The organism is Paenibacillus sp. FW126-R14 (assembly GCF_058789495.1).
The window spans coordinates 111143-117953 of record NZ_JBYTBS010000017.1; the positions used below are offsets into that span (position 1 = coordinate 111143).

The 6811-nt window shown below is 48.5% G+C and carries 8 protein-coding genes; 2 read left to right on the forward strand and 6 right to left on the reverse strand.

Going from position 1 to position 6811, the window contains the following annotated elements; all coding sequences use genetic code 11:
• Nucleotides 1–11 precede the first annotated feature (11 nt).
• From AC3WRW_RS13660 to AC3WRW_RS13685, 6 genes are all read right to left on the reverse strand, one after another.
• Nucleotides 12–689, reverse strand: a complete 678-nt coding sequence (locus AC3WRW_RS13660; RefSeq protein WP_492546855.1) for a polymer-forming cytoskeletal protein — start codon at nt 687–689, stop codon at nt 12–14.
• A 13-nt stretch (nt 690–702) separates the two neighbouring features.
• Nucleotides 703–1332, reverse strand: a complete 630-nt coding sequence (locus tag AC3WRW_RS13665; protein ID WP_492546856.1) for a YhbD family protein — start codon at nt 1330–1332, stop codon at nt 703–705.
• 109 nt (nt 1333–1441) lie between these two features.
• Nucleotides 1442–2296 (reverse strand): SDR family oxidoreductase, encoded by an 855-nt coding sequence (locus AC3WRW_RS13670; RefSeq protein WP_492546857.1) that lies wholly within the window; start codon nt 2294–2296, stop codon nt 1442–1444.
• Nucleotides 2297–2298: 2 nt separating this feature from the next.
• Nucleotides 2299–3381, reverse strand: a complete 1083-nt coding sequence (uxuA, locus tag AC3WRW_RS13675; RefSeq protein ID WP_492546858.1) for a mannonate dehydratase — start codon at nt 3379–3381, stop codon at nt 2299–2301.
• A 22-nt stretch (nt 3382–3403) separates the two neighbouring features.
• Nucleotides 3404–4078 carry a GntR family transcriptional regulator gene (locus AC3WRW_RS13680; RefSeq protein ID WP_492546859.1) on the reverse strand — a complete coding sequence of 225 codons (675 nt, stop codon included), beginning with the start codon at nt 4076–4078 and terminating at the stop codon, nt 3404–3406.
• 148 nt (nt 4079–4226) lie between these two features.
• Nucleotides 4227–4445 carry a hypothetical protein gene (locus AC3WRW_RS13685; protein WP_492546860.1) on the reverse strand — a complete coding sequence of 73 codons (219 nt, stop codon included), beginning with the start codon at nt 4443–4445 and terminating at the stop codon, nt 4227–4229.
• Nucleotides 4446–4674: 229 nt separating this feature from the next.
• Here AC3WRW_RS13685 and rfbF point away from each other — a divergent pair, with 229 nt between their 5' ends.
• Both rfbF and AC3WRW_RS13695 read left to right on the forward strand, forming a co-directional pair.
• A complete protein-coding gene (gene rfbF, locus AC3WRW_RS13690) occupies nt 4675–5445 on the forward strand; it encodes a glucose-1-phosphate cytidylyltransferase (protein ID WP_492546861.1) in 771 nt (256 codons plus the stop codon).
• Between the two features lie 41 nt (nt 5446–5486).
• Entirely contained in the window at nt 5487–6488 is a 1002-nt protein-coding gene (locus AC3WRW_RS13695; protein WP_492546862.1) for a glycosyltransferase family 2 protein, read from the forward strand.
• Nucleotides 6489–6811 lie beyond the last annotated feature (323 nt).

Below are 6811 nucleotides of genomic sequence, written 5' to 3' on the forward strand. Positions count from 1 at the left end.
GTATCCGGATTTTATACTTTCTTATACTGCTTAACGACAGCACTTTTGTCTTGATCGAACTTCAACGTATATTCAACCAGTCCAATCTCACAACCAGGACCGATTTTCACATTCGCGCCCCGGACTACTTCAGCCGTTGTATAGGCGAGCTCAATGTGATCTCCTTCTATCATTTCCGCCGTAAGCCTATTGCCAAAAGGCAAAGGCAGCACGTTCAGCCATTTGGCAAAATCAATGCCGGGCTGTTTGCGAATGCGGATCGTTTCCCCGCCAATTTCGGCAACGGAGCTGTTTCCGTGAACGGTGATATGAATGGCATCCGCGTTCAAGGCGCCCAACTGCAGCTTCCCGGTCGCGTTGAACGTTTCCGCCTCGCAGCTCCCTTTGACTATAAGGGTTCCATTCACTTCCAGGCTTCCCCCGTCAAAATCGCCCTCGATCCGGACTCTCCCCTGGATGCGCGTGCGTGCGGCAAGCAAATCCCCTGCAATGACCGCCGATCCATTCATTTCCGCGCTTTCGGCTTTCACACTGCCCATTACTTCCACTCGGCCATTCAAAATAAAGTCGGTACACGCGATGTCACCGTCTACTTTGCCGACGCCGTCAATTTTGGCATTCCGTACGGTGCCTCCGTTGGAAGAGCCTATTCCGTTGATGATCAGGTTGCGGCTGCCATCTGAACGCATCCTATTTCCTCCTTCATATCGCTGTTATTCTCATCTTCAGCTCTTCCACTTTCTTGGCCATGTGAACCCGGAACACGACTTTCGCACTATTCTCCGCATACAGCTCGCTGCCCGATGACACGAGCACGAACAAAGACATGCCCATTTTTCGTATAAAAATCAAGTCAGAAGGCTTCCCCTCAAATCGGGGGTAGTTCTCGCTGAGCGTCTGAAGCAAGTGCTTGCCTTCATCCAGATTCATCTCGCCGGATTGCAAGCAGTAGTCAAGCAAATACAAATATAAGAATTGCTCGAAGCTGTAGACCGCAGCGGGTCCCAAGAAAGGCTCCGCATATTCCGCGGCTATATTCGAAACAATGTTTCGTTTTATTAATTCATTTGCATCTATACGCAGATCTGTCGGAACCGGCGAGAATACTTCGGCCAATTCGTCGAGCGACAGATCATCTTTCATATTTTTAATTTTATCGATTCTGGCAAGCATCTGGCCCTTGGGGAAAAACGTTTCCTGCCCCGTAAACGCCGATTTCCGGATAAACCATTCTTCGGGCAGCAAGTTTTTGCGCTTCCAACGATATAATTGACCATAAGATATGCCTGTTAATTCCAATAAGTCTTTCTTTGAAATCAATTCCTCATCCAATTCGCAGCCCTCCTTCACAAACAATGTAACATAACATTGTTACGTTGTAAATGCAAAAAGAGGAGTTAAGCAGCCTATCTTTGCTTAACTCCTTATCCGTGTCCTAATTTTATACGCCCGAATAAGCCATAAACCCGCCGTCCACCGGAATTGTGGCGCCCGTCACGAAGCCGGACAAGTTAGGGTCCGTCAGCCATAGCAGCGTACCGAGCAGATCCTCAGGCTTGCCGAAGCGGCGCATCGGCGTATGGGAGATGATCTTGTGCGAGCGCTCGGTGAGCGTGCCATCTTCCTTCAGCAGCAGCTTCTCGTTCTGCTTCGTCAAGAAGAAGCCCGGCGCAATCGCGTTGACGCGAATGCCGCTTTCCGCCATATGCACGGCCAGCCACTGCGTGAAGTTGTCGATGGCTGCTTTCGCAGCGCTGTAGGCCGGCACTTTGGTCATCGGCGAAGGCGCGCTCATAGATGAAATATTGATGACCGTCACGTCTGGCCGCCCGATCATCTGTTTCGTAAAAATTTGCGTCGGAATCAACGTTCCGACAAAGTTCAAGTCAAGCACATTGCGGAACCCTGTTACGCTTAAATCGTAGAATGTTTGAATGTCCGGATTAGTTAAATCTTCCAATTTGAAGATTTCGTTCGTCGTATTCGCACTGGCATGATTGCCTCCGGCTCCATTGATCAGGATATCGCAAGGTCCAAGGAGCTCCAGAACCGTTTCCGCCGCTTTGGCCACGCTTTCTGCATCCGTCACGTCGCATGACAACGCGATGGCATCGCCGCCTGCAGCGGCAATCTCAGCAACAACCTCCTGCCCTTTCTCCACGGACCGGTTCAAAATCGCGATCCGTCCACCTTGACGAGCCAGCTCAAGCGCCATAACCCGGCACAGGACGCCGGCTCCTCCTGTAATAACGACAACTTTGCCTTGCAAAGCAGGAAATTGCGTAATGCCCTTCATGTTTAGTCGACCTTCCTTTCCCCGAGTGAATGTCTGCGGTTAGCGTCCCATAATCCCCATAAATACATGATGCCGAGCGCGCGGTCATAAAGCCCGTACCCGGGTCTGCACTGCTCGCCCCATATATGCCGGCCGTGGTCCGGGCGGCAGAAACCCTCATAATCGTACTCCGACAGCGCATTCACAATGCCTGCGATATCTACTGTGCCATCTGTTGTGCGGTGGGATGTTTCTATAAAGTCTCCGTTGTCATACACGCGAACATTGCGAATATGCGCAAAAGGAATCCGGTCTGCGAACTCATGCACGATAGACACGATATCGTTCGCGGGGTTCGCGCCAAGCGATCCGCTGCACATCGTCAGACCGTTGTACGGACTGTCAACGAGTCCTAAATAACGGCGAATATTCGCTTGACCGGTAATGAGCCGCGGCAGTCCGAAGATCGGCCAAGGCGGATCGTCCGGATGGATCGCCATGCGAATATCGTGCTCGGCAGCAAACGGGATAATTTCATCGAGAAAATATTTGGCGTTGGCCCAAAGATGCTCTTCCGTCACATCCTTGTAGGCTTCGAACAATTCGCTGAGACGCTCCAGCCGCTCCGGTTCCCAGCCCGGCATGGTGAAATTCGGATTCGCGTTAATCCTTTTCACCTGCTCGTCTAAGTTGAGATGGGCGACTTTCTCTTTTTCATAAAACAGTGCGGTTGAGCCGTCCTCCAATTCCTTATGGAGATCTGTTCGCACCCAATCAAAAACCGGCATGAAATTATAGCAGATCACCTTCACGCCGACCTTCGCCAGCTTCGCAATCGTCTTCTTATAATTATCTATGTAGATATCGCGGCTTGGAAGTCCCAGCTTAATATCCTCATGAATGTTGACGCTTTCGACAACCTTCATGTGAAGACCCGCTTTGTCCGCGGCTTCCTTAATCTGCATGATTTTATCCATCGGCCACTCTTCACCGGCCGGAACGTCATGCAGCGCCCAAACAATCCCCTCTACGCCGGGAATTTGCTTGATTTGCCCAAGCGTCACGGTGTCGTTGCCTTCGCCAAACCAGCGAAAAACCATTTTCATCGTCTTTGTGCCTCCCTGCCATTCATTCTTTGAAGTATGTCGGAAATTTCTCTTTCAAGACGGTTTGATCTGCAATCGTGAGGTGAAGATGCGTGTTTATTAATTGCTCAGCCTTGCCGCTTTCGTGCCCCTCAATCGCTTCTACCATCTGTTGATGCTGCTCATACAGCTCATCCCATCTGTGATCTGCCGCGAGTCTAAGCATGCGGGTTCGGTTAAGATGAACGTTCACTTGCTGGATGACAGCCCATGTATTCAGCTTCTTGCACCCTTCAAAGATCGTTCGGTGGAACGCTTCATCAAGCTCGAACATCTTCTTGAAATCTTTCTCCCGCATCGACACTTGCTGATAAGCCAAATTCGAGCGGAGCTGCTGCAGCGACTCCTGCGGAAAGCTTTCACAAGCCAGCATAATGACGGCCCGCTCCAGCTGTTCCCGGATAAAGCGCGCCTCTTCCACACGCTCCAAATCGATCAGCGACACGACCGTGCCACGCTGCGGATAAATATCAAGCAGTCCTTCTTGGGACAGTTGAACGAAGCTCTCGCGCACCGGAGTCCGGCTCACACCGAATTGCACGGAGATTTCCTTCTCCGAAATTCCGGTACCCGGCAGCAAATCCAGCATAAGAATTTGCTCTTTCAGCGCATGATAAACGGCATCGCGCGTTGTACTAATGATGGGTTTGATAAACAATGTTGGCTTCACCTCCAATTTCCTGATGTTATTACCATACTACCATACAAGTGTGGTAGTGTTAAAGAGTTTTCATTTTACCAAATAAAAAAACCTCGTCTTTGCTATCGAGCTGCAAAGACGAGGTCTTCCTCATTGAATCAAACTCCTATTGAATCAAATACCTGATATAAGCAATCAACGCCAACAAGCCTGCTACGATCGCAACGACGTAGAAAGAGGTGAGCCTGGCCCATTTTACCCCCGTCTTTTGAAAATAGCTGGTATCCCCTTCCCGATTTTTCCGAGAAAATCCAACCATAAACGTTGTAACTAATCCGAACACCAAGATAAGCGAGAATATCGCATAGTACATATACATGTTCATTGTGACTACCCCATTTTGGTTTATTTGATCACCTGATGAACTCATTATAACGAAATGCGGATGATCTTTCATCCACCACTTCGGCTCTTTTTCAACCATCCAATTTCAGAAATCCCCCTAGCCGCAAGCACATTTATAGTTATCTATTTATAACTGTCTCTGTCAATTCCATGCGCTTTACATATGATATAGCAAGCTAGTTTTAGAAGCATAGAAAGGAGGAATGAGGATGAAAGTCGTAATTCTAGCTGGTGGACTTGGCACAAGATTTCGCGAAGAAACCGTTACTAAGCCTAAACCTATGATTGCCATCGGTGAAAAGCCTATTCTATGGCATATTATGAAAATCTACTCCTCATACGGATATCATGAGTTTATTATTTGCCTGGGATATAAAGGTCACGTAATTAAAGACTTTTTTGCTAATTATTATATGAACGAAGTCGATATGAAAATTGATTTGCAAACAAACGCCACGCAGTACTTGTCGTCGCCGGCGGAGCCATGGCAAATTACGCTTGTACACACAGGCGATGAGACGATGACCGGTGGACGCATTAAGCGAATTCAGAAATATATCGGTGACGAGCCTTTCCTTTTAACGTATGGGGACGGACTGACGAACGTCAATATTCCCCAAGTTGTCAAATTTCATCAGGATCACGGCAAATTCGCCACACTCACAGCCGTGCAGCCTACGGCCAGATTTGGTTCCCTTGTTTTCGGCAAGGGCAATGAAATCACCAAATTCCAGGAAAAGCCGAAAGGCGAAGGCGGTTGGGTGAACGGCGGATTCTTTGTTTTGCAGCCTCAAGTTTTTGATTATATCGAGGGAGACCCGGTCCATTTTGAAAAGGAGCCCTTAGAGCAATTAGCTGCCTCAGGCCAACTGCATGCCTATAAGCATGACGATTTCTGGTATGCCATGGATACGCTGCGGGATCAACAGCATTTGCAGAAAATTTGGGAGTCGGGACATGCTCCCTGGAAAATCTGGTAAGCCGCGGCTCAGGCTAGACATGGTGTAAAAGGAGGAGTACGATGACACCACTTGTAAGCATTTTGCTGCCCACCTATGAGCGTCCGCAGTATCTGGAACAAGCGCTGCTCAGCGCTCTAAACCAAACGTATTCTCATATTGAAATTATCATTTGCGATAACAGTCGGGATGATGCAACAGAGCAAGTGGTGCAATCGTACTTGCCCCCACCTGGCGGCTTCACCATCAAGTATGTAAGGAACGAAACGAATATCGGTCCTATTGCCAACCAGCATAAATGCTTCCATCTCGCATCAGGCGAATATGTCAACTATTTAATGGATGACGACTTGTTTCATCCCAGAAAAATCGAGCTCATGGTTCCTTATCTGATCGAAGACCCGCAAATCGGACTCGTGACCTCGCGGAAACAAATCATTGATGATCTGGGGAAGCCGGTACGCATCTTTCCCGATCCGCCTTTTCCATTATCGACGAATAAAAAGATCCCGATCAATGGGAAAGCTGCTATCAAAAGCATGCTGACCGACACGAAAAACTACATTGGCGAGCCGACAACGGTGCTTTTTCGAAAATCCGATCTGGTGGAGCCTTTCGGCACCTTTGGCGGAAAACAAGCGTTTAACAATGTCGATGTCGCCTCCTGGATCGCCGTGCTTGCCAACAAGCATGCGGTATTTCTGAAAGAGCCGTTATGCTCTTTCCGCAAGCATCCTACGCAATTAACCAACACGCTTTTGTCACGAATGGGGTGTCAGTGCGATTGGATAGACGCAACATTACTGGCTAGAGAGAAGGATTTATTCAAAGATTCTTCCACTTTTGCCGAAATCGTCAGCAGATTGGGGAAAGCCGTGCTGAACAATTTCCTCAAATGGAATGATGCCACTTATCATCTGTATGTGGATGAACTTTTGATGAGGGTGCGGCAGTTGGTCTACGTTTGTGAGCAAAATAAAAAGCTGTCCAAACTGGCCAAAGATTTGAAGAAGCTCGCCGATCAGCTCGAAATTAGAAAATTGATAAAACTTTTTTCTTGGTGATGCCGGAACTAATCGAAAGAAGACCGCCCTTGCACGGGAGTGCAGCGGTCTTTTTTGCTGCGTAAAAGGCGTATGGCGCGAGTGGGGGGGAACTATGGTCTCTTATTGTTCAGAAAATCAACATTTCTGCAAGTTAGGGGAAACTACGGTCCTCTATTTTACTGCGTTTTGCTAAACAGGAAGATTATCTGGCGAATATGATCCTGTAGTTCCCCCTGCACACAACAAACAGTCCATGCAGCTCAAATAGTCGAGTAGGCGGGGCCTTTCCGTCTTGGATTGTGCCCCTTGCCCCTCACAGATCCGTACGTGCCCAATTAAGG

Excerpts from the sequence above, each read along its gene's own strand:
- AC3WRW_RS13660 (WP_492546855.1), bottom strand. The coding sequence starts at position 689 with ATGCGTTCAGATGGCAGCCGCAACCTGATCATCAACGGAATAGGCTCT.
- AC3WRW_RS13670 (WP_492546857.1), bottom strand. The coding sequence starts at position 2,296 with ATGAAGGGCATTACGCAATTTCCTGCTTTGCAAGGCAAAGTTGTCGTT.
- uxuA (WP_492546858.1), bottom strand. The coding sequence starts at position 3,381 with ATGAAAATGGTTTTTCGCTGGTTTGGCGAAGGCAACGACACCGTGACG.
- AC3WRW_RS13685 (WP_492546860.1), bottom strand. The coding sequence starts at position 4,445 with ATGAACATGTATATGTACTATGCGATATTCTCGCTTATCTTGGTGTTC.
- rfbF (WP_492546861.1), top strand. The coding sequence starts at position 4,675 with ATGAAAGTCGTAATTCTAGCTGGTGGACTTGGCACAAGATTTCGCGAA.
- AC3WRW_RS13695 (WP_492546862.1), top strand. The coding sequence starts at position 5,487 with ATGACACCACTTGTAAGCATTTTGCTGCCCACCTATGAGCGTCCGCAG.